A 26,727-nucleotide genomic window follows, 5' to 3' on the forward strand; every position below is an offset into this window, starting at 1 on the left:
CCCCTCCGCCTGAATGAAGAATGACTTATTGACTCTAAGCGTTAAGGTAGCAGCTTTTGTCCGTCAGCCGCCAGTTTTTCCGGAGCGACGCTTCCCAGTATCAGACCTTGCAGCCCGGTGTCGATCGTCGTACCGACATCTTTAGGCATAACGCCGTCAAAGGAGCTCGAAATGCTCGTTACTTGCTTCGTAAGCTTGATCATCTCCTGGAAATCCGGATCGAGATCGCTCGGAAGGTCTACGTTCCCCGTCACGAGGGCGCCGCCTTTCAGCAGGCTTTGGAACAGTTCGTCGCCGTACATGAACTTAACGAACGTCTGGGCCGCTTCCTTCTTCTTGCCATCCAGCTTGGCGTTGAGGCCGATCCCTTGGTTGGTGCCCGCAGGCAGCGACATCGGGTCTCCTTTCCCTCCGTCAATGGAAGGGAAGAAGGCAAAGCCAAGCTCGAAGTCACTGGATTTGCTTGCAATAATCGGCTTAATCGCCCAGCTTCCGTCAATATACATCACCGATTGTCCCGCCACAAAACGATCCGTCGCCTGGTTGTTGTCGATATTGTTCGCGTCCGGATTGAATGCTTTTTTGTCAGCCAGCTCTTTGATAATGTTCAGAGAGGAGACAAATTCAGGATCTGTGAGCTTTTTCGTTTTGGCAACTACCTGTTCGTTGAAGTCGCCGCCGGCAATACGGTTCGTAATGACCGACAGGTAGGAAGCCGGTACAACCATCGTCGTTTTGTTGCCAAGGGAGATCGGCGTAATTTTTTTATCGTTAGCGGCTTTAATTAAAGCCAGCAAATCGGAGTAGGTTTTCGGGAATTCATTGTAACCGAGCTCCGCCAATAGCTTTTTGTTATAGAAAATCATGCTCGTATAGTTAACCTCAGCCGGAATCGCATATTGCTTGCCGTCAACCGCAAATTCCTTCAGCAGTCCTGCCGGAATCTTCTTGTCCTTCCACTCGCCTACGATGTCGTCGATCGGCATCAGCAGCCCGGCGCGGGCAATCGGCTCCAGAAACGTTCCGCCGATAATAAGCTGCATCATATCGGGGAGCTGGCCTCCCGCTGCCTGCGTTTGCAATTTGACGTTGTATTCGCCGTAAGGAATGAATTCCATTTTAATCTTAATGTTCGGATAAGCGGCTTTGAACTGCTCCATCCGCTCAAAATATTGCATCGAATACGGATCATCTTTCGCCCAGTCCGTCCAAAGCGAAAGTTCGACGGTTTCCTCGCTGTCTTTGGCGTTGCCCGAGCCCTCCGAGCCGCTCGTTGACTCCGATTTGCCGCCGCATGCCGCCAATGTAACCATCAAAACGAATGCAAGAACTGCAACGCTCAATCTTTTCGCTTTATTCATCGATTAGACCCCCATAACGGAATATTGTTCTCCTAAAGCCTGTTCCAGCTGCATTGATAATCACAAGTAACGAATGACTAATGCTCGATTCGCTTGTTCACACCCCCCTCTCTCATGATGTCAGGTAATTTGTTTATTGATTCAATAATTTTGCTTAATTATAAATTTAAACGCAGAAAATGTAAATAAATATGACATAAAAAATTATCGGTCAAAAAAACAGATGAGAAACCGCATACATTGACGGATGCGGTTGTGTATTATCATTATTTATTAACAAATGATCCAAATATTGAATGTCACATCGATGTTCCCTTTTAACCCGTTTTTGCACAAACGAGCCCCGCAAGCTCGGCGTATATGCGGCCGGCTCCGCTGTTTAATTCAAACACCGATTGCGGCTTGTCCGCGTCAGCCGAAGGCTGAAGCGGAATTTGCGCAAGCAGCTCCGTGTTAAGATCCCGGGAAAGAGCCTCGCCGCCTCCGCGTCCGAAGATGTAGCTTTTTTGCCCGGCTTCATCCGTCAAGTACGACATATTCTCGATGACGCCGACGATTTCGTGCTTCGTCTGAATCGCCATCGTGCCGGCGCGCGCCGCGACATGAGCCGCCGTCTTGTGCGGCGTCGTGACGATGATTTCCTTCGCCTGCGGAAGCCACTGATGGATATCAAGTGCCACATCACCCGTTCCAGGGGGCAGATCGAGCAGCAAATAATCAAGCTTTCCCCAATCCACATCGAACAAGAAGCTCTTCAGCATCCTCCCGAGCATCGGCCCCCGCCAAATGACCGGTGAATTGTCCTCAACGAAAAAGCCCATCGAGATCAATTTGATGCCGTCCCGCTCCAGCGGTACCACCTTCTGGCCGCGCACCTGCGGCCGCTGATTGAGACCGAGCATATCCGGAATACTGAATCCGTAAATGTCGGCATCGATAATGCCGACCCTTTTCCCGGACCGGGCAAGCGCATAGGCCAGGTTCAAGGTGACCGTCGACTTGCCGACGCCGCCCTTCCCGCTCGTTACGGCAATGTAGCATACATCCGCTTGAGGCGGAGCCGTCCGATCAGGCTCGTCCACAGCGGAAGCCGGTTGATCCCCCTCGGACATCATCCGCTCCCATTCCGTACCGCCGAGCGCTTTGGAGCGGATATGAACTTCATCCGCCCCGCACTCGCGAACTCGCCGGTCTACGGTCTCTTTAAGACCGGACGACGAATCGCGATCCTGCGCATTAATAAGCAGCGTAAGGTATACCGCCTTGTTTTTTACGACGACATCCCGTATAAGACGAGACGCCTGAGGAATATCTGAAAGCGAAGCGATAATTTCATCTTTTGTCATGTAGCCTACCTGCCTTCACACTCATGTCCCGCTATCAAGCGTTCAACTGCTTAAAAAAATGAACGATAAAAGTCGATACGTATTTTCGCGCATCCGCCGTCAGCAGGCGCAGCTCCTCATACTCGCCGTCGGTCCCTTTCCGCTTAAACTTCACATCCGTGCCGTCCAGCTCTTCCCGGATGCCGACGATGGAAAAACCGCGCTGCAGCAAATCGTCGATTTGTTCTTTTTCCTTCAAATACTCATCTGCTGCCGACATTGGACAACCCCCTTAACTTATTTGCCGGCGCAAGCGCGGCTTGATTGAAACGCGAACGCCGCAAGTATTGTCCCGCGCCCGGCTTGCCGACGAACTGCTTGTCGTGAATGACAAACTCGCCGCGGCTCAAGACCGATACCGGTTCTCCGGTGACGCTCATGCCTTCGAATGCGTTGTAATCCACTTTCATATGATGGGTTTCAGCCGACATGACCCGCTGGGCAGTCGGATCGAAGATGACCAGGTCGGCGTCGCTGCCGACGGCGATCGTGCCTTTCTTCGGAAACAGCCCGAACAGCTTGGCGCTGGACGTCGAGACGATATCGACGAATTGGTTAATCGAGATCCTCCCTTTGGCCACGCCTTCGGAATACAGAATGCTGAAGCGGTCTTCAATCGTCGGTCCGCCGTTCGGTATTTTCGAGAAGTCCGAGATGCCCAGATCCTTCTGCCCCTTAAAGTCAAACGAGCATTGGTCCGATCCGAGCGTCTGCAGCTGCCCGCTGCGCAGCGCGTTCCACAGCTTCTCCTGATGCCACTGCTCCCGGAGCGGCGGCGACCATACATATTTCGCGCCTTCGAAATCCGGCTTCTCGAGCGCGGTTACATCAAGCGTCAAGTACTGCGGACACGTTTCGCCGTAAACATTCAGCCCACGCTTTCGCGCTTCGGCGATTTTTTCAGCCGCTTCGGCGCACGTGACGTGCACGACGTACAGCTGGGAATCGGCAAGCTCGGTGAGCGTGATCGCCCTCCCCGTCGCTTCGCCTTCCAGCTCGGAAGGACGGGTCAGCGCATGATAGATCGGGTCCGTATTGCCCGCCGCCAGCGCTTCGGCGATCAGAATATCGATGACATCGCCGTTCTCGGCATGCACCATGACAAGCGCTCCGTGCTCTTTGGCTACTTTAAGCGTCCGGTATAGCGTTCCGTCATCGGCTTGGAACACATTTTTATACGCCATAAACACTTTAAACGACGTGATGCCTTCGTCCGCAATAATGGCGGGCAGCTGGCTCAGCGTTTCGTCGTTGATCTCGGAAATCATCAGGTGAAAGCCGTAGTCGATGACGGCTTTCCCTTCCGATTTGGCATGCCAGGTCTCAATCGCGGAACGGAGCGGAACGCCTTTGGAGGTTAAGCAGAAGTCAATGACCGTTGTCGTGCCTCCGAAAGCGGCCGCGATCGTACCCGACTCAAAATCATCCTTCGTTACGGTTCCGCCAAACGGCATATCCAGATGCGTATGCGGGTCGATTCCTCCCGGGAATACATAACAGCCCGAAGCGTCGATCACTTCGGCCCCTTCCGCGTTCAGACCGGTTCCGATGGCGGACACGATTCCGCCATCGATTAAAATATCAGCTTCGTAGATGTCCGTTGCGGTTGCGACAATGCCGTTTTTGATCAGTTTTTTCATCGGTTTAGCCCACCTCCACCTCAGTGGATTGCGCGTTCAGCGCGGCAATTGCGCTCTGTCTTTCATTCCAGGTCATCGGCGGCTGATCGCTCGGCAGCTCCACCATGTCGATCGCGCCGTCAACCGGGCATACGATCGAACAGAGGTTGCAGCCTACGCAGTCGTCTTCCCGAACCTGCAAATAATTTTTGCCGTCTTCGTTCGTAAGCATATCGATACATTGGTGGGAAGTGTCTTCGCAGGCGATATGACACTTGTTGCAGTTAATGCACGTGTCTGTATTAATCCGCGCCACAACTCTGTAGTTGAGGTCGAGGTCCCCCCAGTTCGAATATTTCTCGACGCTTTTGCCGGTCAGCTCCGTGACGGATTTAAGCCCTTTCTCGTCGAGATAGTTGTTCAATCCGTCAATCATTTCCTCGACGATCCGGAAGCCGTGGTGCATCGCGGCCGTACAAACCTGAATGCCAGTTGCGCCCATCAGCAAAAACTCCACGACATCCTGCCACGTCGAGATGCCGCCGATACCGGAAATCGGAACGTTTACTTCCGAATCGCGGGCGCATTCGGCCAGCATGCTGAGGGCAATCGGCTTCACGGCCGGGCCGCAATAACCGCCATGGGCGCCTTTGCCGCCAACGTGCGGAATCGTATTCCACGTATGGATGTCGACGCCGGCAAGGCTGTTGATCGTATTGATCAGGCTGATCGCGTCGCCGCCGCCTTTGACGGCATGGCGCGCCGTTACGGTGATATCGGTAATGTTTGGGGTCAGCTTGACGATAACCGGCGTTTGCGCCACTTCTTTAACCCAGTACGTTTGCATTTCCACCAGGTCGGGCTGCTGGCCGGATGCCGCGCCCATTCCGCGTTCCGCCATCCCGTGCGGACAGCCGAAGTTGAGCTCCAGTCCGTCGACGCCGATCGCCTCTACCCGTTTGACGATTTCGTGCCATTTTTCACGTTTCGGCTCGACCATAAGGGAGGCAATAATCGCATGGTTCGGGAATCTCTTTTTCGTTTCATAGATTTCCTTCAAGTTCACTTCGAGCGGACGATCGGTAATGAGCTCGATGTTGTTGAAGCCCGCTACGCGCTGGCCGTTGAAATTGACGGCTGCAAATCGGGAGGACGTATTGATGATCGGATCCCCAAGCGTCTTCCAAACCGCTCCGCCCCAGCCCGCTTCGAATGCGCGCTGCACCTGATAGCCCGTATTCGTAGGCGGCGCCGACGCCAGCCAAAACGGATTGGGAGATTCAATTCCGGCAAGATTGATCTTTAAATCGGCCATGTATAATTCCTCCTTCGTATTCGATCAGATGATGACGTGATTTTGCGGAGCAAACTTCCCGATAATCGCTTTCGCCGCCTGCTTTCCTTGCTCGGCCGCCGATACGACCATCGCTTCCCCGCCTCCGGCGCCAAATACAATATCGCCCGCCGCATATACTTTCGGATCCGACGTTTGCTTCGTAACGTCATCCACGATAACGACACCCCGGTCATGCCGGAGCCCGAACGCTTCGATCAAGGCGTTGTGCCGTGTCTGTCCGATCGCCAAAATGACCGCGTCGACCGGCATCAGAAACTCGGAGCCTTCGACCGGAACCGGGACAGGTCTTCCATCCTTGCCCCCATTACCGGACAATACCATGCGCACGCATTCCAGATGCGTAACTTTGCCTTCGCTGTCGCCGATAATACGCTTCGGTGCCGTCAGCCAGCTGAATTCCACTCCGTCCTGCTTGGCGAAATCGTACTCGAAATCGTAAGCCGTCATCTCGTCCTTCGTCCGTCTGTAAACGATCTTGACGTTGTCCGCACCGAGCCGCACCGAGCAGGTAGCGGCGTCGATGGCGGTATTGCCGGCACCGATAACAGCTACCCGCGCTCCACTCAGCTTAATGGAAGCCGCATTCGCCATCGTCTTGGTGCTCTCGACGAACTGGATCGCGTCGTACACGCCGGAAAGGTTTTCGCCTTCAATGCCAAGCGAAGGCACATTGCCCATGCCGGCCGCCAATACGACGGCATCGTTGTCGCTAATAAGCTGCTCGGCGGAAATGTCTTTGCCGACCGTAATTCCCGTCTGGATGTCGACGCCGAGATTCGCTACCTGCTCCGCTTCCCAAAGCGCTACCGATTGCGGAAGACGGAAAGAGACGATGCCGTGCGTGTTCAAACCGCCCGCAAGCGGCTTGGAGTCGTATACCTTCACCGCAAAGCCGTCCCGCGCGAGCTCTCGGGCCGCAGACAGCCCGGCCGGACCGGCGCCGATGACGGCTACCTTTTTCCCGTTGGACGGTCCCGGTTCAAACAGCGGCTTGCCGCTTTCCATCGCCCAGTCGGTTGCATAGCGCTGCAGCAGGCCGATTGCGATCGGCTCCGAAGCGTCGTTCAGCACGCACGCCCCTTCGCACAGCTCCTCCGTCGGACAAACGCGCGCGCAGCTTGCGCCGACCGGATTGGATTCCATAATCGTCTTCGCGGCGCCTTTCACGTTCCCGGTTGCGATTCGTTTAATAAAAGAAGGGATATTAATGCTCGTCGGGCAAGCTTTGATGCAGGGGGCGTCATAGCAGTATAAACACCGGTTCGACTCTTCCATCGCCGCTTTCGGCGTCAGCCCCGGCTGCACCTCGGCAAAATTTTGTTGAAGCTTTTCCGGCGCAAGCGTTCCTAAACGAAATTGATTGTCCATACTCGGTCCTCCCAGGAAGTAAAGTTCATTGGAAATTCTTTGAACATGTCAACTTTTCTGCCGCGTCTGAATCCCTATTAATTCATTTGCTATAAACGATTTATATTCGCAGCCCAACTTAAAATGACGTTATATGTCACATTTTTTAACGAAGTGCTGCTAAAGAATCCGATATCATTGCATTTTTCGGTAAGATCGGTTCCCTTTCGCATGATGTAATTCAATTATACAGTTCTCCCGCCGCTAGTAAACATACTATTTGTAGTATGCGATCCTTATTTTTTTGTGCATTTTGTCAAATAGAATGAAAAGCAATGTCCGTTTCGTTCACAAAATTAAGTTACATATACGTTAATTTATATCACTGGCGTTCGAGAAGAAGATCAGGGAAATCAAGGAGAGCGGCGCGCGGCGATCGGCATCGACTTGGACATCAGCTTCGGCATCGCCATGCGCCGGGTAACGAAACGGCGGCATTTAAACAAAAATCCGGAACTTAACGTTCAAATTCCGGAAATGTAATAAACGGCTGTATTTAATTGAGGGATGCAGATTGTCTGCCCTTTCGTCAGGGCGGTTATCTATCGGCGGAACATACGCAAGCGTTAAACGGGAATCGAATTTTCCAGTACCGTTTCAACCGGCGTATAGACATAACCGTGCGCGCCCGCGACCGGCTTATAGGTCACTTTTCCGTTAACGGTGTTAATTCCTTTTGCGAGCGCCTTGTTGCGGAGAGCGGCCTGTTGATAGCCGTAATCGGCGATTTGCAGCGCATAAGGCAGCGTGACGTTCGTGAGCCCGACGGTAGAGGTGCGCGCGACGGCACCGGGGATGTTCGCTACGGCATAGTGAACGACACCGTATTTTTCATAGGTCGGATTCGAATGGGTCGTAATGCGGTCGACTGTTTCAATAGAACCGCCCTGATCGATCGCCACGTCGACGATGACCGATCCCGGCTTCATCCCCTGCACCATTTCTTTGGTCACAAGGCGCGGAGCGCGGGCTCCCGGAATGAGAACGGCGCCGATCAGCAGATCGGACTTGGCTACCGCTTCCTGCAGGTTGTAGGCGTTGGACATTAACGTCTTCAGCCGTCCTTGGAACATATCGTCCAGCTGGCGCAGTCGATCCGGGTTAATATCGAGCAGCGTCACGCTCGCACCCATGCCGATGGCGATTTTCGCCGCGTTCGTACCGACGATCCCGCCGCCGACGATGACAACCTCGGCAGGAGCGACGCCCGGAATGCCGCCAAGCAGCACCCCTTTGCCGCCCTCCGTTTTTTGCAAAAATTGCGCGCCCAGCTGCACCGACATCCGGCCGGCAACCTCGCTCATCGGCGCCAGCAGCGGCAGCGACCCGTTCTCGAGCTGAATCGTCTCATAGGCGATTCCGACGACTTTGCTGTCCACCAGCGCTTTCGTCAGTTCCGGCTCGGGAGCCAGATGCAAGTAAGTGAACAACACGAGATTTTCCCGGAAAAAGCCGTACTCCTCCGCCAGCGGCTCCTTCACTTTCACGACCATATCGCCGGACCACGCTTCCTTCGCGGTCGATACGATCGTCGCGCCCGCCCCCGCGTAAGCCTCGTCCGTAAATCCGCTGCCGAGGCCCGCCCCGGCCTCGATCAGCACCTCGTGCCCGTTCGCTTTGAGCGCCGTCACACCGGCCGGGGTCATCCCCACACGGTTTTCATTGTTTTTGATTTCCTTCGGAACTCCGATTTTCATAACGAAAACGCCTCCCGATTTTCCTTAAATGACGCCTCGCTTACCAGCGGGCGGTGACCATCTTTTTGCGCGTGTAAAACTCGACGCCGTCCGGTCCGTTCGCATGCAGGTCGCCGTAAAACGATTTTTTGGAGCCTGAGAACGGGAAAAACGCCATCGGCGCGGGAACCCCGAGATTAACGCCGAGCATGCCGGCATCGATATTGTCGCGGAACGTTCTCACATGGCTGCCGTTTTGCGTAAAAATACACGCCCCGTTCGCGTATTCCGACCGGTTGGCCACCTCGATCGCTTCGTCGAGCGAAGCCGCACGAACGACCGACAGTACCGGCGCAAAAATCTCGTCTTTCCAGATCGTCATCCCGGTCGTCACGTGGTCGAACAGCGTCGGACCGACGTAATAGCCTTCTTCCGAAAATTTAGCATCGTTGCGGCCATCACGCACCAGGTGAGCCCCTTCATTTACGCCCGTCTCGATATACTTTACCGTTCGCGACTTGTGCGCATCGCGGATGACCGGTCCGAGGAAAACGCCTTTGTCCATTCCGTTGCCGATCGTAATGTCGTCGGCAGCCTGCGCGAGCCGGCTGATAAGCGGCTGCGCAACGTCGCCAACCGCCACCACGACCGACGCCGCCATGCACCGCTCGCCGGCGGAGCCGTATGCAGCGTTGATGATCTGCTGAACGGTCAGATCCAAATCGGCATCCGGCATGACGATGGAGTGGTTCTTCGCGCCGGCCAGCGCCTGGACGCGTTTGCCGTGTGCCGCCGCGGTCGTGTACACGTGTCTCGCAACCGGCTCGGAACCGACGAACGAAATCGCTTTGACGTCCGGATGCTCCAGCAGCCCGTTCACCACCTCGTGCGAGCCGTGCACCAGATTAAGCACGCCGGGCGGCAGTCCCGCTGCCGTAAACAGCTCGGCGAGCTTGTTCGCAAGCAGCGGCGTCCGCTCGGACGGCTTCAGCACAAACGTATTGCCGCATGCGATCGCGAGCGGGAACATCCAGCACGGAACCATCATCGGAAAGTTGAACGGCGAGATGCCGCCGATGACGCCGAGCGGATAGCGGTACATGCCCGATTCGAGGTTTGATGCAATATCCGGCAGCTGCCTGCCCATCATCAAGGTCGGCGCCCCGGCGGCGAACTCGACGCATTCGATTCCGCGCTGCACTTCGCCGTACGCCTCGTCGTAGCTCTTGCCGTTCTCCGTCGTTATGATTTGCGCCAGCTCTTCCCAATGCTCGACCAGCAGCTGCTGATATTTGAACAGCAGGCGCGCCCGCTTCGGCACCGGCGTCTTCGACCAGCTTCCAAACGCTTTCTTGGCGGCGGCGACCGCCTGATTCAGCTCATTCCGGTCGGATAGCGGCACGTAGGCCAGCAGTTCTTCCGTCGCCGGATTGACGACCGCCTCATGCTTGCCGGAGTGCGTTTCCAGCCAGCGGCCGCCGATGTAGTTTTTCAAAATTTGCACACCTGTTATCATGCCCATAATGGTGCCCCTTTCCATAAATAAACATTCGCTTTCCTGATGCAATGCGGCACCTATTTGAACCGGTTACGCCCCTTCTGCCGGGACCAGCAGTCCGGCTAACGCCTCCCCAAGCGTGAGGACGATAAAATCGAGCTCTTCTTCCGTCGTAACGAATGGAGGACTCAGCGTCAAAACGTTGTTGAACCCGGGAACGGTGTCCCCGTTTTTGCCGATCAGCAGGCCGCGCTTTTTGCACTCGGAAATGACATGCGCCAGTTTGTCCGGCGCTGCGGGCGCTTTGCTTTGTTTGTCTTCCACCAGCTCGATGCCGGCAATCAGTCCGAACGTGCGGATGTCGCCCACGAGCGGATGATCCTTGAGCGCTTCAAGCTTGCCGCGCAAACTTTCGCCCAGGCTTGCCGAGCGCTCCACAAGCTGCTCCCGCTCCAAAATCTCGATGTTTTTCAGCGCAACGGCACACGATGCCGGATTGCCGCCGAACGTGTTGACGTGACGGAAATGCGAATCGCCGCCTTTTTTGAACACCTCGTACATATCTTCGCGGACCGCCGTCGCCGACAGAGGGGAGTATGCGCTCGTGATGCCTTTGGCCATCGTGACGATATCCGGCCTCACGCCGAAATTTTGATGCCCGAACCGCTGCCCGGAGCGTCCGAAGCCGCAGATTACTTCATCGACGATCATCAGAACACCGTATTTGTCGCAAATTTCGCGGACGCGCTTCATGTAATTTTCCGGCGGGACAATGACGCCGCCCCCCGTAATAACCGGCTCCATGATGACCGCGGCGACCGTCTCCGCTCCTTCCCAGTTGATGACGTCCTCGTACGCCTCGGCGCACTGCATCCGGCAGTCGCCTTCCTTCTGCCCGAACGGGCAGCGGTAACAGTACGGGGGCGCGATATGCTGAAAGCCGGTGCCCAGCGGCTCGTACTTCGTTTTGCGGTTGGCCTGGCCCGTGGCGCCCAGAGCTCCCATGGAATTGCCGTGATAAGCCCGGTGGCGGGAGATGAATTTGAAGCGGGTCGGCTCGCCGTTCTGGTGATGGTATTGGCGGGCGATTTTGAATGCGACCTCATTGGCGTCGGAGCCGGAATTGGAGAAAAAGATGCGGTAACCGCCTTCCAGCCACTCGTTCACCTTCTCCGCCAGCCGGATTCCCGGCACGTGGCTGTGATACGGCGGAAAATAAGCGAGCGTCTTCATCTGCTCCGCCGCCGCCTGCGCGATCTCTTCCCGGCCGTGGCCGACGTTGACGCACCACAGACCCGACATGCCGTCGAAATAGCGGTTGCCGTCGATATCGGTAAGCCAGCTTCCTTCGCCCGATACGCCGATCATCGGATTCGGATTGTGCGGCGTAATATGATGCCACAAATATTGCCGGTCTTTTTCGAGCAGCGTTTCTTTATCCCATTCCACCCCGCTGCCAGCTTCGGACGTACCTGTCATTTTTTCGCTCATCCAGCACCCCTGCCTTTAACCGATTTTAGTTCATCCATTTTCTTACCCGAATGAGTCACGGCATAAAATCTATCAAGCTGTTGGATAGCCGTGTCATATCTTCTGTCGTTCCCTGTAACCCTACTCAAAATGGTAGCCCGAATTGACACACATTTCATCGTACATTGTGCTTGATGTTCATCCTCTTTCACGTTACACTCTGTAAAAAAACGCTCTGCAGTACCGTTTATTTGTTTTTCAGTTTCATCCATTTCGTTTTTGTGCTATTCTGGTCCATTATCGGAGCAAACAGAATCATGTTTGGAGGTACGCCATGGAAATCGAACAGCAGCTCTCCGTGAAAGACATTTTGCAGCGTCCTTTGTTTCTCGAAGCGAAGCTTGTTGCCGGAGCAGGCGGCATGAACCGCAAAGTCGGCTGGATTCATATTTTGGAACTTTCGACCGCCAACCCGTTTACGAACAAAAACGACCTCGTACTGACAACGGGGCTTGGCTTTCATAAATATGCGGAGGATCGGCTGACCTATTTGCAAAAATTGATCGATCAGCAAGCGACGGGGCTCTGTATCGAGATGGGACCTTACTTCCCCGCCGTTCCGGACGACATGACGGAATTGGCGAACCGCAACAACTTCCCCATTATCATATTCGAAAACCCGGTCCGTTTTGTCGATATTACCCAGGATATCCACGCACTGCTTATCAACAGGCAATACAATATTTTAAAAGATCTGGAATCGTTCTCGCGCAAGCTGCAGCAGTTAACGCTGGAATCGACTAACATTCAATCCATATTACGTCTGCTGCATGAGCATACTTCCTCGCAAATATTCCATTTTTCGTTAATCGAGAAGCATTTGTTCGCTCCTCCCCTGTCCCCTAAACAAGGACAAGATTTGATTGCCCAATACCGGGCCAAGCTGGAAAGCAACTCTTCTTATTCGCTGGAAAGCTCGAACATGAGTTTAAATGACGGATCGGTCATTCTATCGCAGCCCGTCATCTGTTTGGGGCAAACGCTCTCCTACGTCGGGATTGTGCTGAAAGATCAATTGCCTTCGGAATATACGATTCTGCTGCTCGATCACGCCTGCAAGGCGGTGGCGCACATTCTGCTGCGAAAGCTGTTTCTGGAGCAAAAAACGTCCGAAAACCATACTCAGCTCATCAACGACATTCTTCAGCAGAGGGTCCTGAAGGAAGAAGACGCGCTCGCCCGGATCGGACTGCGCCCCTTAAGCGGCGGCCGTTATTTATTCATCGCGGGAACCTTCGAAATCGAGCATAAGCTGATGATCGACGAGGACGGGGAAATTGAAGCGAGAAATCAGGACATTCTCGTGCTGCTGCGCTCCCTGCTGTCCAAAAACGGCGTGTACAGCCTGCTGCTCGCCCGCAATAACCAAATTTATGTACTCGGCGTCCGCGAGTCGTATGCCGAGACGGTCCAGCCCGATGTGCTTAAGGAGCCTTTGAAAAAACTGCTCGAGGCGCTGGAGCATTCCATTCAGCAAAAATCGTGGAGCAATACGAGGGTATTGACGGGATTCGGCTGCGTAAAGACGAAGCTGACGGAAGTTTATTACAGCTTTAAGGAAGCATCCGACGCGCTGTCCATCTCCCGCACGCTCGCTCACAAATCGGTCGTTCACTTTTACGAGGAGCTCGGCATTTACCGGATCTTTAAGGAGATGAGCGACGAGCGGACGCTTGCATCGTTTGTGGAATTCCATCTTGGAGCCGTACTGGAGTACGATAAGGAAAATAAATCCAATTTGCTGAAAACGCTCGATCATTTGCTGTCCAGCATGGGCTCGAAGCAGGAAACGGCGGAGAAGCTGTTTATTCACCGGCAGACGCTCTATCACCGGCTGGAGAAGCTGGAGGAGCTGCTGGGGGAAGATTATTTGCAGCCGGAGAAACGGATTTGCCTGGAGGTTGCGATGCGCGCCCACGAGCTTTCCGGAAATCCGGCCTAAGCGGATATAATAAAAAAAGCATCCCGGCGCCCGCCTGCATGAGGCGGGCTGTTCGGGATGCTTTCGGAGTCGTTACTCGGCAATGTAAGAGCAGCAGTAGTCCGTAACGGCGTCGATTTGCAGCTTGAACTTGGAATTCGCGGGAACGGTAAACTCCCCTTCTCCCACGATGTGCAGCCACTCCGTTTCCCCCGGCAGCAGAACTTTCAGGTCGCCGGCGAGAATTTCCATAATTTCTTTGGCATCGGTGCCGAATTCATATTCGCCCGGCAGCATAATGCCGAGCGTTTTTTTCGTGCCGTCGGGAAAGAGCACCGTGCGGCTCGTCACTTTGCCGTCAAAATAAATATTGGCCTTTTTGACGGCCGTCACATTTTCGAATTGAGACATGATCGTAAGATTCCCCTCTGCGTATAAACAAGCTGAAACGGCTGCCGCCCGTCTTAACGGGCGATCATACGTTTCGCGGTGAAATAGAAGAACGTATAAGCGTGAAACTTTATACGTTCTTCTATTTTGAAAAAAGGGCGAGGCAGCCGCGCCCTCATCTTGTATCGGTAAATGCCGGCGCAGTTGTCTGCACCCATAAAACGGCTTACAGCAGCGCTTTTACTTTTGCCACGACATTTTCGACCGTGAAGCCGTATTCCTTAATGACGCGGTCGCCAGGCGCGGATGCCCCGAACGTGTTGATGCCGAGTACTGCGCCTTTATCGCCTACGAAGCGGTCCCATCCGAACGGATGCGCCATTTCAACGGCGAGGCGGGCTTTGACGTCCGGCAATAGAACGGAATCTTTATACGCCTGATCCTGCTTGTCGAACAGATCCCAGCTCGGCATGCTGATGACGCGAACCGCAATTCCTTCTTCTGCAAGCGCTTTTTGAGCCTGAACTGCCAGCTGAACTTCGGAGCCGGTCGCAATAATTTGCGCCTGCGCTTTGCCGTCGGCTGCGTCGGCGACAACATACGCGCCGCGTTTAATGCCTTCGCGCGCTTTGTCGGCCGTGCCTTCGAGAATCGGCAGGTTTTGACGGGTCAGCACGAGCGCAACCGGGTTCTTCGTGTTTTCGGTCGTATATGCCCAAGCGGCCGAAGTTTCATTGCCGTCCGCCGGACGGATAACGGTCAGGTTCGGGATGACGCGGATCGAAGCAAGCTGCTCGATCGGTTCGTGCGTCGGGCCGTCTTCGCCAACCGCGATGCTGTCATGCGTCAGTACGTACGTAACCGGCAGACCCATAAGAGCAGCCAAACGGACTGCAGGACGCAGGTAGTCGGTAAAGACAAAGAACGTGCCGCCGAACGGCTTCACGCCGCCATGAAGGCTCATGCCGTTCATCGCCGCCGCCATGCCGAATTCGCGGATACCGTAGTAGACGTTCCGTCCGCTGTAATCCGTCGCATGGAAGGTCGGGATATTTTTCAGGTGGGTCATCGTCGAACTTTCCAGGTCGGCAGAACCGCCGATCAGAGCCGGAACGTTCTTCGCCAGTCCGTTCAGCGCGTTGCCGGAAGCGACGCGGGTCGATACCGGTTTGTCCTCCGTGGAGTATACCGGCAGATCTTTATCCCAGCCTTGCGGCAGCTCGCCTTTGACAGCCAGCTCGAACTGCTGAGCAAGCTCCGGATTCGCTTGTTTGTAAGCGGCGAACATGTCGTTCCATTCCGCGTTCGCTTTCTCGCCTTTTTGCTTCACAGCGGCAAAGTTCACGCGCACTTCATCCGGCACGTGGAACGGCTCTTCGGATACCCACTCGTAGAACTGTTTCGTGAGCAGTGTTTCTTCAACGCCAAGCGGAGATCCGTGAGGGCCTGCATGGCCGCCTTTGCCGCCTTTGTTCGGGCTGCCGTAACCGATGACCGTTTTGACTTCGATCAGGGTCGGTTTGTTTTTCTCGGCTTTCGCTTGCTGAATGGCGCTTGCCAGCGCGGGCAGGTCGTTGCCGTCCTCGACGCGCAGCACTTGCCAGCCGTAAGCTTCGAAACGTTTCTGCACGTTTTCCGAGAAGGACAGATTCAGTTCGCCGTCAAGCGAAATATCGTTGGAATCGTACAGCATAATCAGCTTGCCGAGCTGCAGATGGCCGGCCATGGAAGCCGATTCGTTCGAAATGCCCTCCGACAGGTCGCCGTCGCCGCAAATCGCGTACGTATAGTGATCGATAACGTTGTAGCCTTCTTTGTTATATGTCGCAGCAAGGTGAGCTTCGGCAAGTGCCATACCGACTGCCATGCCGATCCCTTGACCGAGCGGACCGGTCGTTGCGTCAACGCCCGCCGTATGGCCGAATTCCGGATGTCCCGGAGTTTTGGAGCCCCATTGACGGAACTGCTTGATTTCCTCGAGCGGCAGATCGTAGCCCGACAGATGAAGCAGGCTGTAAAGGAGCATGGAGCCGTGTCCCGCAGACAGAACGAACCGGTCACGGTTGATCCACGTCGGATTGGACGGGTTATGAACCATATCTTTTGCAAAAAGCTGGTAGCCCATCGGCGCGGCACCCATCGGCATGCCCGGGTGGCCCGATTTTGCCTTTTCGATCGCATCGATGCTGAGCGTACGGATGGTCGTGACGGAAAGCTGGTCAATCGTTTGTTGCGTAACTGACATTTTAATAACGCCTCCTGATTCAAAATTGCTGCTTCAGGTTCCTTAAGCAAACGAACCCGGTTCAAAGCGACATCAAAATATTACCCTCAGAACGTCTATTTAATTTATGAACTGTCCAATATTGTACCACTCCATCTGCTGCAATTCCAATCGCGGAGCATAACAATTTGGATGAATATTTAATGAAACGTTCGGATTTAGTTAAAGACGACCGTCTTATTTTGATGGACGAGAATCCGGTCCTCGGTATGCCATTTAACCGCGCGGGCCAGCACAACGCGTTCGATCGTACGGCCGATGCGCTTCAAATTATCCACGTTGTCGCGGTGGCTCACCCGCTGCACATCCTGCTCGATGATTGGACCGCCGTCAAGCTCTTCGGTTACGTAGTGAGCGGTGGCGCCGATAATTTTTACGCCGCGGTTATACGCTTGTGCGTACGGTTTGCCGCCGACGAAAGCCGGCAGAAACGAATGGTGGATGTTAATGATGCGATTCGGGAACTGCTCGATGAATTTAGGCGAAATAATTTGCATGTAACGGGCCAGCACGATCAGGTCGGCTTTATCGGCCACCGTTTCCAGCTGCTTGCGCTCCGCTTCCGCCTTCGTATCCGGAGTAACCGGAATGTGATGGTACGGAATGCCGAACGACTCCACCAGCTCGCGCATGTCGGGATGATTGCTGATCACCATGGCGATTTCCGCATTCAGATCGCCCGCCTGCCACTGCCAAAGCAGCTCAAGCAGACAATGGTCCTCTTTGGATACAAAGATGGCAAGGCGTTTCTTGCGGCTGGCGCGGAACGTATGCCATTTCATTTCGAAGCGGTCGGCTACGCGCGTAAAATCTTCCTGCAGCACCGGCAGTTCTTTTTCCATATCGTTCAAGTCAAATTCAAAGCGTATAAAAAACATGCCGCCTTCCGGGTCCATCGTGTACTGGTCGGATTGAACGATATTGGCTCCGTGCTCATACAAAAAATGGGAAACGGCAGCTACAATGCCCGGGCGGTCCGGACAGGAGATGAGCATGCGCGCCCTGTTGTTCGAAATTATCGGATTGTGAAGTGCATGTTGAGGTTTGGATTGCATAAAAAAGTTTCTTCCTTCCATCAATTTTAATAAAGCCGCGTGCGTCCTGCGCGAATTACGCGTTAACGAGCAGCTGCTTTCCTGCAAACCAGCCGGTAATCCGCTGGTTGATTTCTTCCTCGGTCAGATCGGGAAGAACCTGATGCTCCATGACCAAATCGTACAGGCGGTCCATCGGCTCGCGCGGGTCGGCTTTTTTCGCTTTGGCGTCGTTTTTAAGCACATCCCATACCGACAGCACAAACGTGCGCGGGTCAATGTCCTGTTTTCCGAAAAAGTGGTGCAGACGTTCGATCCCGTCAAAAAATTGATCGCCGAACCGATCCATCGCGTCGCCGCGCAGCAGCGCGATCTCCGCTTCATACATCGGACGCTGATTTTTAGCGTCTTTGCCGATCCACGGCGTTTCCAGAATGAACGGCCGTCCTGCCAGCGCTTCGTGATGCACGACCGCGTTGATCGTCTCAAAGCCGAGCCAGCCCGCTCCTACCGGCGCATGGCGGTCTTTGGCGGCGCCGCGCGGATTTTTCGTATCGTTGATATGGACGACCGCGACGCGATCAAGGCCGACGATCCGGTCGAACTGCTCGAGCACCCCGTCCAGGTCGCCGATCAGATCGTAGCCGGCGTCGTTCATGTGACACGTATCCATGCAGACGGTCAGCCGCTCGTTTTTGTGCACCTTGTCCATAATGACGGCAATCTCTTCGAAGGTGCGACCGATTTCCGTCCCTTTGCCCGCCATCGTTTCCAGCGCGATGTTCACGTCCGTTTCGCCGACGCCGTCCAGCACCTCGTTAAGCCCTTCGGCAATCCGGTTAATGCCGAACTCCGCGTCTTTTTCCGTATAGGCGCCGGGATGCAGCACGATGTTTCGTACCCCGATCGCATGCGTGCGGCGGATTTCCTCCTGCAAAAATCGGACCGCCAGTTCATAGGTATCTTCTTTATAAGAACCGAGGTTGATAATATAAGGCGCGTGAACGACGATTTCGTCGATGCCCGCTTGTACCATCAATTCCCGGCCTTCTTCGATATATAAGGTTTCCACCGGCTTGCGGCGGGTATTTTGCGGCGCGCCGGTATAGATCATGAATGAGCTGGAGCCGTATGAGACCGCCTCCTTCGCCGCCGTAAGCAGCCCTTTATCGCTGAAAGATACGTGAGAGCCGATTTTTAACATGGCTTATCGCCCCTTCCTGATTATCACTCCTATTTTACAGGGAATGTTCAAATAAATCTAGGAATGGACTATAATTTACATTGATAAGGTTACCAATAATCAAGAGGTGAAGACGCGATGGCCTCCAATTGGTTTATGTATTTCATCCTGTTTTGGGCGATTGTGCTTGCAGGCTTCATGGCGATCGGCGGATTTTTCATGTTCCGCAAGTTTTTGAAAGTGCTTCCCAAGAAGGACGGCAAGTCGAAGCTCGATTGGCAAAACTATTGGGTGGAAGAGAGCCGCAGCTTGTGGACGGATGAATCCAGACGATTCTTAAGTTTGCTCGTCTCGCCGGTACCGGGACCGTTCCGCGACATCGCCAAACATTCCATCGCAGCCCGGATCGGCCAGATCGCCATCGAAAGCGGGGCTTCGGAAGTAACGCGGGAGCACTGCATCGAAGGGTACATTAAAGCGACGCCCAAACGGGACTATCGCAGCCTCATTCATTTTTTGGAGAAACAAGGGATCGACTACTCGCCGTATAAAAATATTTTAAAAAAGTAGCATGCTCTCTGAGACTCGGGAAATACCGGACGAGTTTCGTCTTTCAACTTCATCAATACGCCTTATTCGAGTTAACCGTTCGCCTGCCGGGCGGGATTGAACGGAAACCTTCGCGGGTAAACTTTCGTTATAGTAAGCGGAGGTGGTTTTCATGAAGACCAAACATATCATTTCATTTAATAGCAACGAATCAAGCAGAACCCGCCTGAGGTGGCCGGCTTTCGTCGCCGCTGCAGTGCTTGCCGCTTCGTTGCTTCTCTCAGGATGCAGTTCCGGCAACGATTCCGCTTCCAGCGGCAATGCCGATCCTGCTCCAAGCACAAACAATTCCAGTGCTCCCGGCAGCGGCAATACGTCCGAACCGGGTTCGGGCAATACGCCGGGTTCGGATAATCAGTCCGATTCAGGCGGCAATCAGGGGACAGGTACGGACGAGCCGGACAAATCCGGCACGAATCCACCGGAGCAATCGTCCGAAATGACCGGAAAAGGGACGTTTCATGGGCTGGCGGACAGTCACTCCGTTGAGCTGGAAACGGCGAACGGAACGGAAGTTTTCCAGTTCGATGAAACACTTGCCGATCAGTTGAACGGTATTACGGAAGGATCTTCTATTACTTACACCTATATTACGAAAAATGTGGACGCCGGCGAAGGCAAAACAATCCGGCAGCTATGGCTGACCGGCGTTGACGCTTCAAGTAAATAAGCGGTTAATTAAGTTCTGAATGAACACGATCTGCAATTAGCTGAGTTTGAACTGTAATGAGCCGGGTAGTTTATCATTGCGTCGAGTTCGCTCTGTAATCAGTCGATTTTCAATGTGTCGGGCATTGGTGTTGCGAATAGTAGGAGCGTGAAGCCGTATATGAAAATTGCTGTGGCAGGCGGTACCGGTTTTGTAGGAAAAGCTCTGGTCAGCGCTTTGACTGACCGCGGCGACGAAGTGTGGGTTATTTCCAGAAAGGAACAACGGCAGTCCGAAGCTGCCGCAGCGGTGCGGCGGATCACCTGGGAGCAGCTGGAATCGGATCCCTTGCTGCTAAAAGGAATTGACGGCATTGTAAATCTGGCAGGCGAAACGATTAACCAGCGCTGGACGGACGGCGCCAAGCAGCGGATTCTGCATTCGCGTCTGACGGCCGCCCAGCGGTTAGCCCGTATGGCCGATGCGCTTCCCGAACCGCCGCAGGTACTTGTCAATGCATCGGCGACAGCGCTGTACGGCAATTCGCTGTCGGAAACTTTCGATGAGGACAGTCCCGTCTCGGACGGAGACGGGGATTTTCTTTCCTCGGTTGTAAGGCAGTGGGAACAGGCCGCAATGTCCATCCGCGCCCGCCGCAGCGTGCTGCTGCGGGTCGGAATCGTAGTCGGAATGAACGGCGGCGCTCTCCCCCAAATGCTGCTTCCATTCCGACTATTTGCCGGAGGCCCCGTCGGCAGCGGCAAGCAGTGGATGTCCTGGATTCATCTCGATGATATGGTGCGGCTCCTATTGTTCAGTCTGGACAACAGCAGCATAAGCGGACCGGTTAACGCCACTTCGCCCGATCCCGTCCGAAACGAAGATTTCGGGCGGGCGATTGCAGCATCGCTCGGAAAGCCGTTTTGGCTGCCTGTTCCAGCCTTTATGCTGAAGCTGTTGTTCGGCGAACTCGCCGTACTGCTGCTGGAAGGTCAGCGTGCAGTACCGAAAAAAGCGCTGGCCGCAGGTTTTACTTACCGTTACGGAACCATCCAAGCCGCAATGGACCATCTGCTCCGCTCCCATTAAGCGCTAGATAACTGTAAATTCATAGGCGACTAATGTATCACTGCCATTGCAAATTTCAAACAACTTGTTTGGGAAATCAGAAAAAAAGCTATCTTGATATTCCAGTGATATTCTGTAAAATAGAGTTATGTCTCTAGGAGACAAACGGTAGCCCCTTCAAGCTAATAAATTATTATTAGTTTTGCAAGATTGGTTTTCAAAAACCTTCTTAAGTGAGAACTTATTTTTAAGTGGTTGGCATCCGTGAAATTCCCGCTGTGTCAGCGGGAATTTTGTTTTAGGGGGAAACTATATGTTAGAAAAAGTCCTGACGCAAATGATTGAACATGAATGTAATAAGCTAGCGGAGAGATATCACAATTATCATAACGGGGTCGAATTTGAACATCAAAGGAATAAAAGACGGATAAAGAACCCGCCTAAAAAAGAAATCAATGTCCCTGAGTACTGGAATCAAGATAAGAAGTTTAACCCTTTTTATGTGAAAAAGCATAGTACTCAAATTGCAAAATCATTAGCAAAAAAACTTGAAAATGGTACATACGAGCCTTTTCCGCCTTATGTAATGTTTGTCGATAAAAAAGATGGTGGAAAGCGTGAGATTGTAGTATATCAAATACCTGACGCCGTAGTATCAACGTATATATACCAGAGACTAATGGCTAAGAACAAACATCGTTTTAGCCCCACGTCATACGCTTATAGAAATGATAGAAATGTCCACTTTGCCATTCAAGACATTGCAATTGAACTAAAAAACCATCCGCGGGTTTTCGTTGCAGAATTTGATTTTAGAAATTTTTTTGGTTCGATATCTCACGAGTATTTGTATGAGCAACTTGACAAAAACGGATTTTTGGTTAACTCATTTGAAAGAAATGTCATCAGCAAATTCGTACAACAAAATGAAGAAGGTGTACCGCAGGGCACATCAATTTCTCTATTTTTGGCTAATCTAGCTTGCTGGAGATTAGACAGAATGTTGGAAGATGCGGGTCTCAGATTCGCCAGATATGCGGATGATACAGTAATATGGTCAAACAGTTACGAGAAAATAAATAAGTCATATGAAATAATATATAAATTCTCAGTAGATACAGGGATAGAAATTAACTTTAATAAATCTGATGGAATAAGTCTACTTTGCCATGAGGGTATGCCAGCCGAGTTTGGGAAAACAAAAAATCATATCGAGTTTTTGGGGTACAAACTCTCTGGAAATAAAACAAGCATAAAAGAAGCGTCTACCTTAAAAATTAAACAACAGATAAGTTATTTATTATATCGAAATTTGCTGCAACCGATAAAACCAACTGTTCTAAAAGCCGTAACAATCCCTAACAATAATGAAGATCCAGCATTTGTCACAGCCATAATGCAAATCAGAAGGTATCTTTATGGGAAACTTAATGATCAAATGCTTAGATTATTTTTAACTGGTCACTACAAACGCTTAACTTTTAAAGGGATCATGAGTTTCTATCCACTCATTAATGATGAAGAACAGTTAAAACAGTTAGATGGATGGTTAGTAGCAACAATTCTGAACACATTAAAGTTGAGAGAGAAAATATTGGTTTCTAGAGGATATAATGTATCGGGACAATTTCCTTTTAATATGAACAAAGATAACCTTGTAGAAGTATGTAGAAAAGCTAGTGTTAAGGGAAAAGTAGGGTTGATACAAATACCGAGTTTTATGAGGATTTACAAAGCTATGCAGCAAGGTATTGAAAATGATGGTATTGAATTCACCATGAATCCCAAATCAAATACCTACAACTATTAACAAGGAATAATTAAGAAAACCATCCATAAATCCGACCATTTTTAAGTCGTTTTCTGGATGGTTTTTTTCATTTTATTATTATTTCAAACACTGCGCTCTGAAAAAACCTCTACCAAGTGTCGATTAGGAAAAAGAGGAGTGCCTCTTGTAGTCCTCCTCCCGCTTTCTGCAATCATATAAAGATTATTTTTGGCTCTTGATGAAATGACATAGAGCAGCTTTTTTGAGACTTCATTTTCATCAATATTGGAACTAAATATTTCATTCCAATGAGGAAGATAACCCCACAACATCCCAAATGCGATAACTGAATGATATTCTAGTCCTTTGCATTTGTAAGTACTTATGAACGAAACACCACCAGCTTTCGCAAAGCCGCTTTTGTAAACTGAAATGGAATCACCAGTACCATTTCGCGCTTGTTTCTTCAAACATTTTCTCTCAAATTCCTCAAGACTATCCTTAAATACTAGAGAAGTACTAAAGTCAACGCCAATCTTACTTCCGAAGAAGTTAAATCCTTCTTTCAAGAATTCTATCCCAACTTGATTGTTCGATTTAAAGCTGTTAATAACCTTCAATATGCTTTTATTATTGAAGCTACTCTCAAAACTATTTGGTAATCGTTCAACAAGTAAATCAAAAAGGATTTGGGCCCATTTCAACCGTACTAATATTTGATCAGGAGATGGCGATGATAATAATAAACGTGATAGGTGAAAAAAAATGTTATTATCGTCTCTACACAAAGGTGAAAGCCCCATTGCATTTAAGGGAACATCTGGTTCTATTTGCTTTATCCGTCTAGCAACATTAATTAAATCAAACCATCTTGGTGCAATTACTGCTATTTCACTGTAAGGCACTCTCTTGTTATGAATCTCCATTATGACTTTCAGAATGTGTTCTGGTAAAGACTCGACCGATATATCCGATCTAAATGATATTTCAGAGGGATTGTTTTTATTACTACCTCTGGCAATAATATTCTCCCCGAATAATTGAAAATCTCTATACTTATCTATTATTTCTTGTGTGGTCCTATAATTTCCATTAAGACTTTTTTCTTCAATGTTATAACCACCTATAGAACTTTCGAGTTCATGCTTTGTTTTTGCGACCCCACCTAACGTATTATAAATACCTTGGTTCGGATCCCCGACAAATAAAATTTTGGTATGATTATTTCTTGCCTTTATAATTTCACCAATTATGAGGTATTGTAACTCCTGCGTATCTTGGTATTCGTCGACTAGTATCCATTTAAATATTTGAGATAAGTTTCTCGCTACAGACTTTCTCTCTAATAGAATTTTGAATGAATAAAATAATACCAAATCAAAATCAATTAGTTTAGCTTCCTTTAGTCTATTGTCATACTCCTTTAACACTCCTTCAGACCCTGTAGTAATTTCCACGAAGTTTCCGTCTGCCCCACGACGAGTGTTCACATTTTCTCGAAAGTTATGCTTCTGCTTTATCTCGTCTAATATTTCCATTGCATCATCTTCATCAATCAATTTGTATCCAAATCGTAACTCATCAATAAATAAAGAGAAAGGTTTTAGTATCCAATTTGTACAAAGAGAATGGATTGTACCTCCCCAATAAAAACTATCATCAAAACAGTTTTCATTTACACGTAGTCCTATTTCGTCCGCGGCCAGATTGGTATAGGTAATAGCTGCAATCTTTTCATTTTTCTTTAACTTTGCACCCTCATAAATTAACTTTGCTACCAGGGTTCGTGTTTTGCCACTACCAGGACAAGCTATAACAAGAGAATTATTTTCATATTCAACAATTTCTCTCTGCTCACTATTTAAAAATTCAATCAGAATTCTCACCTCGCTTTTTTATTAGTGTTGTTATTACCGTTTCTGGGTGTAAGGAACAAAAAGATTCAATAATATCATTATCTGTTGGATCTCCATTGAACGCATGATTTACAGTATGGATAAAGTTCTCATATTCACTTTCTAAATTGTGTTTGATCATTGATATTAGGTGATTACTACGGAGTCCTGATACAAAACACAGAGCATCAAGGATATAGTCCGGTATGAAGGCATGTTTATCGAGTCTAGATGATATTGCTAATGCCAACCATCCCTTTCCTTCTTTTTCAGCCAACCGTAAAATCTCTTTCCCAAATACGCTAAGTTCTAAACTATTGATCTTTTCGATAGAACTGATTTGATCATGCTTTCTGCTATAAATTTCGTTGCAGATTACGTCTATTACATATGATTTGTTACCGTGTTTAATAAATTCAACCTCAAATGTGTTTTCTGCATAAAATGCTGTAACGAACTCGTTATCGTTGCAATAAGAATCGAGTTTTACTTTTCGTGCCTCACCAGATGTTTGTGAGTCTATACATTTCTTTTGGTATTCCACATCGTCGTAAGCACCTGTTTCTACAGGTACAATAGATAGATCATTATCAGTTATTATTGCACATCTTCTCTTAATTCTATCAGTTGAAAAAAGATTTGCGATATTTGTGAATTGTGTGCTGCCAACATTAATGAGACTAACTCCTATCTCATCTAACGTGATCCCCAAGACCTTCTTCACCAATTCAGGGATTATAATCATTTCAGCATCACCTTCAACTAAGATGACTGAACGTGCAAACAAAAGTGTAGATCTCGTTGCGTCTAAATAACGCTCAATTTTTGTTATCTCTCCAGGTGACATACCAGTACTCGGCTGGGCTACTTCACTGCTGATATTGTCAATGTATAAGATGTTAACTGCATTAAGCGCACATGAAGACGAAATATGGCTTGAATGAGTGGTCAAAATAATTTGTGTATTTTCGTGGTTGTGATATTTTTGAAACAATGTTTTTTGAATATGATTATGTAGATGTGCTTCCGGTTCCTCAATCAATAGGAAATGTGCTGCCTTATTTCTAGCATGATCAAGCCTATTATATTCTTCAAGCTTTAAAGCTAGATAAAGTAAGTTTGCACCCCCTAAACTTAATTCATACAGATCTCCCAAGTATGCTTCACCTGATACCTCGCTGGCACGAATGGTTAAAGCTCGCAATGTTTGATTAAAATCGTCTGATAAATTGGAATTGATCTCGATACGTGGAGCATATGTGTGCCCGACGGTCTTGTGTAACGATTGAGTTACGCCTGTTGCTAACTCTCTTATTTCTTGTAGATTGGTTATATGAGAATTGAGGTCTTTAATTGTATTACTTACTGTTTCAGAAGTCGACTCATTAATATTAAGATTTTGTAGTAATCTTAGTAAAGGCGATTTCCGCGTATTCTTCAAATCACCTATAACGTCACGCAGTGCCTTAGCGTAGGTGCATGCAAAATCATTCTTGAATACATACTGATTTGCCAAAGTGCCTAGAACACTGCTGTCGTCAAGATCAGGATCCGGGAACATCCCACCTACAAAATCCCCTACAATACTCGTATAAATAAAATCGTCACAAATATTCCCATTACCACGACCATATAGAACAGCCTCGTATAGGTTGATCTTTATGGTTTCCAGGAAAGTTTGTATTGCTTGCATTCGCTGTGGATTACTCGGATCACTTAGTTCAAATAATCTTTTTCGCACCTCATACTTGGGTCTAAAGAACAATGTTAAGGAGCCTTTTTCTGAATCAGAATGAGTTCCCTGGTATATTAGTGCTTGAGAAGAATCATCGTCTGATAAGCCACCGAAATGTAGACTGATAATAATCCAATGCCCCTGCCATCTAGTAAGTCCACGGTTAAAATCTGTCTCACTTAAGTTTACGGATGATCTTGGGAGGTTTTCATCTATCAATAAACGAATGGCGTACAATGCGTTTGTTTTTCCTGTACCATTAGCACCAATTATTGTGTTAACACCTTCATTAAATTTAAAATTAGCTTTTTGAAAATTTCGGAAGTTCCTTAATTTAAGACTCGAAATATACATA

Annotated in this window: 21 protein-coding genes; 5 read left to right on the forward strand and 16 right to left on the reverse strand. The window is 50.3% G+C overall.

Annotated elements, in window-relative coordinates; all coding sequences use genetic code 11:
• Window positions 1-41 precede the first annotated feature (41 nt).
• The 10 genes from VN24_RS02810 to VN24_RS02850 form a co-directional block, all read right to left on the reverse strand.
• A complete protein-coding gene (locus VN24_RS02810) occupies window positions 42-1,361 on the reverse strand; it encodes an ABC transporter substrate-binding protein (protein ID WP_045669190.1) in 1,320 nt (439 codons plus the stop codon).
• A gap of 317 nt (window positions 1,362-1,678) precedes the next feature.
• The gene (locus tag VN24_RS02815; RefSeq protein ID WP_045669191.1) at window positions 1,679-2,707 is read right to left on the reverse strand and encodes an Mrp/NBP35 family ATP-binding protein; all 1,029 of its coding nucleotides are present in this window, start codon (window positions 2,705-2,707) and stop codon (window positions 1,679-1,681) included.
• A 34-nt stretch (window positions 2,708-2,741) separates the two neighbouring features.
• The gene (locus VN24_RS02820) at window positions 2,742-2,966 is read right to left on the reverse strand and encodes a hypothetical protein (protein ID WP_045669192.1); all 225 of its coding nucleotides are present in this window, start codon (window positions 2,964-2,966) and stop codon (window positions 2,742-2,744) included.
• A complete protein-coding gene (gene hydA, locus VN24_RS02825; protein WP_045669193.1) occupies window positions 2,950-4,386 on the reverse strand; it encodes a dihydropyrimidinase in 1,437 nt (478 codons plus the stop codon). The genes VN24_RS02820 and hydA overlap by 17 nt, the downstream gene beginning before the upstream one ends.
• A gap of 4 nt (window positions 4,387-4,390) precedes the next feature.
• The gene (preA, locus tag VN24_RS02830; protein ID WP_045669194.1) at window positions 4,391-5,680 is read right to left on the reverse strand and encodes an NAD-dependent dihydropyrimidine dehydrogenase subunit PreA; all 1,290 of its coding nucleotides are present in this window, start codon (window positions 5,678-5,680) and stop codon (window positions 4,391-4,393) included.
• A gap of 24 nt (window positions 5,681-5,704) precedes the next feature.
• The gene (locus VN24_RS02835) at window positions 5,705-7,090 is read right to left on the reverse strand and encodes an NAD(P)-dependent oxidoreductase (RefSeq protein ID WP_045669195.1); all 1,386 of its coding nucleotides are present in this window, start codon (window positions 7,088-7,090) and stop codon (window positions 5,705-5,707) included.
• Window positions 7,091-7,441: 351 nt separating this feature from the next.
• Window positions 7,442-7,567 carry a hypothetical protein gene (locus tag VN24_RS28400; protein WP_274520414.1) on the reverse strand — a complete coding sequence of 42 codons (126 nt, stop codon included), beginning with the start codon at window positions 7,565-7,567 and terminating at the stop codon, window positions 7,442-7,444.
• A gap of 128 nt (window positions 7,568-7,695) precedes the next feature.
• On the reverse strand, window positions 7,696-8,826 hold the full coding sequence (gene ald / locus VN24_RS02840; RefSeq protein ID WP_045669196.1) for an alanine dehydrogenase: 1,131 nt from the start codon (window positions 8,824-8,826) through the stop codon (window positions 7,696-7,698).
• A gap of 40 nt (window positions 8,827-8,866) precedes the next feature.
• Window positions 8,867-10,327, reverse strand: a complete 1,461-nt coding sequence (locus VN24_RS02845; protein ID WP_045669197.1) for a CoA-acylating methylmalonate-semialdehyde dehydrogenase — start codon at window positions 10,325-10,327, stop codon at window positions 8,867-8,869.
• Window positions 10,328-10,393: 66 nt separating this feature from the next.
• Window positions 10,394-11,794, reverse strand: a complete 1,401-nt coding sequence (locus VN24_RS02850) for an aspartate aminotransferase family protein (RefSeq protein WP_082083589.1) — start codon at window positions 11,792-11,794, stop codon at window positions 10,394-10,396.
• 313 nt (window positions 11,795-12,107) lie between these two features.
• Between VN24_RS02850 and VN24_RS02855 the strand changes: the two genes are divergently transcribed.
• Window positions 12,108-13,775, forward strand: a complete 1,668-nt coding sequence (locus VN24_RS02855) for a PucR family transcriptional regulator (RefSeq protein WP_045669198.1) — start codon at window positions 12,108-12,110, stop codon at window positions 13,773-13,775.
• Between the two features lie 72 nt (window positions 13,776-13,847).
• Here VN24_RS02855 and ppnP read toward each other — a convergent pair whose 3' ends face one another.
• From ppnP to VN24_RS02875, 4 genes are all read right to left on the reverse strand, one after another.
• Window positions 13,848-14,165 carry a pyrimidine/purine nucleoside phosphorylase gene (gene ppnP / locus VN24_RS02860; RefSeq protein ID WP_045669199.1) on the reverse strand — a complete coding sequence of 106 codons (318 nt, stop codon included), beginning with the start codon at window positions 14,163-14,165 and terminating at the stop codon, window positions 13,848-13,850.
• A gap of 205 nt (window positions 14,166-14,370) precedes the next feature.
• The gene (gene tkt / locus VN24_RS02865) at window positions 14,371-16,389 is read right to left on the reverse strand and encodes a transketolase (protein ID WP_045669200.1); all 2,019 of its coding nucleotides are present in this window, start codon (window positions 16,387-16,389) and stop codon (window positions 14,371-14,373) included.
• A 197-nt stretch (window positions 16,390-16,586) separates the two neighbouring features.
• Window positions 16,587-17,483, reverse strand: a complete 897-nt coding sequence (purU, locus tag VN24_RS02870) for a formyltetrahydrofolate deformylase (protein ID WP_045669201.1) — start codon at window positions 17,481-17,483, stop codon at window positions 16,587-16,589.
• A 55-nt stretch (window positions 17,484-17,538) separates the two neighbouring features.
• Complete coding sequence (locus tag VN24_RS02875) at window positions 17,539-18,666, reverse strand: deoxyribonuclease IV (RefSeq protein WP_045669202.1); 1,128 nt, start codon at window positions 18,664-18,666, stop codon at window positions 17,539-17,541.
• Between the two features lie 117 nt (window positions 18,667-18,783).
• On the opposite strand from VN24_RS02875, the gene VN24_RS02880 reads away from it, so the two are divergent.
• The 4 genes from VN24_RS02880 (at window position 18,784) to VN24_RS02895 (ending at window position 22,781) form a co-directional block, all read left to right on the forward strand.
• Window positions 18,784-19,215 (forward strand): DUF2621 domain-containing protein, encoded by a 432-nt coding sequence (locus tag VN24_RS02880; RefSeq protein ID WP_045669203.1) that lies wholly within the window; start codon window positions 18,784-18,786, stop codon window positions 19,213-19,215.
• A 151-nt stretch (window positions 19,216-19,366) separates the two neighbouring features.
• Window positions 19,367-19,924, forward strand: coding sequence for a hypothetical protein (locus tag VN24_RS02885; RefSeq protein ID WP_045669204.1), 558 nt, complete (start codon window positions 19,367-19,369; stop codon window positions 19,922-19,924).
• Window positions 19,925-20,083: 159 nt separating this feature from the next.
• Window positions 20,084-20,992, forward strand: coding sequence for a TIGR01777 family oxidoreductase (locus VN24_RS02890; RefSeq protein WP_045669205.1), 909 nt, complete (start codon window positions 20,084-20,086; stop codon window positions 20,990-20,992).
• A gap of 292 nt (window positions 20,993-21,284) precedes the next feature.
• Window positions 21,285-22,781 carry a reverse transcriptase domain-containing protein gene (locus VN24_RS02895; protein WP_045669206.1) on the forward strand — a complete coding sequence of 499 codons (1,497 nt, stop codon included), beginning with the start codon at window positions 21,285-21,287 and terminating at the stop codon, window positions 22,779-22,781.
• A gap of 83 nt (window positions 22,782-22,864) precedes the next feature.
• Here the strand turns inward: VN24_RS02895 and VN24_RS02900 are convergent, their stop codons facing one another.
• Both VN24_RS02900 and VN24_RS02905 read right to left on the reverse strand, forming a co-directional pair.
• The gene (locus tag VN24_RS02900) at window positions 22,865-24,628 is read right to left on the reverse strand and encodes an ATP-dependent helicase (RefSeq protein WP_052702751.1); all 1,764 of its coding nucleotides are present in this window, start codon (window positions 24,626-24,628) and stop codon (window positions 22,865-22,867) included.
• Window positions 24,612-26,726: an ATP-dependent nuclease gene (locus tag VN24_RS02905; RefSeq protein WP_045669207.1), complete on the reverse strand. Its 2,115-nt coding sequence runs from the start codon at window positions 26,724-26,726 to the stop codon at window positions 24,612-24,614. The genes VN24_RS02900 and VN24_RS02905 overlap by 17 nt, the downstream gene beginning before the upstream one ends.
• Window position 26,727 lies beyond the last annotated feature (1 nt).

Source organism: Paenibacillus beijingensis (genome assembly GCF_000961095.1).
GTDB classification, from domain to species: Bacteria; Bacillota; Bacilli; order Paenibacillales; family Paenibacillaceae; genus Paenibacillus_O; species Paenibacillus_O beijingensis.